The organism is Neokomagataea anthophila (assembly GCF_018122595.1).
GTDB lineage: Bacteria > Pseudomonadota > Alphaproteobacteria > Acetobacterales > Acetobacteraceae > Gluconobacter > Gluconobacter anthophilus.
The window spans coordinates 1-209 of the sequence record NZ_JAGRQH010000284.1 but is presented as its reverse complement, the minus strand read 5'-3'; the positions used below and the strand labels follow the sequence as shown (position 1 = coordinate 209).

The following is a 209-nucleotide window of genomic DNA, read 5'->3' as shown; positions in this document are numbered from 1 at the left end:
GACAACGCAACCCGCGATGCACTCATCCGCGATAAACTCGGTAACGGCACCTGGATTAGCCAGATCGATCGGAAGTCCCCTCTCGTCGTCAATGCAGCGACATGGGGTCTCGTCGTCTCCGGAAAAACCTTATCCTCCAAAACACTCTCACGCTTGCCTAGCACCCTCGCCAACCTCACAACACGCTTCGGGGCGCCCACTATTCGGCA

At 57.4% G+C, this 209-nt stretch carries 1 protein-coding gene; it reads left to right on the top strand.

All coding sequences use genetic code 11. From position 1 onward, the window contains the following. Positions 1 to 209: hypothetical protein (locus KB213_RS12690; RefSeq protein WP_211683631.1), on the top strand; the 209-nt coding region annotated here is incomplete at both ends.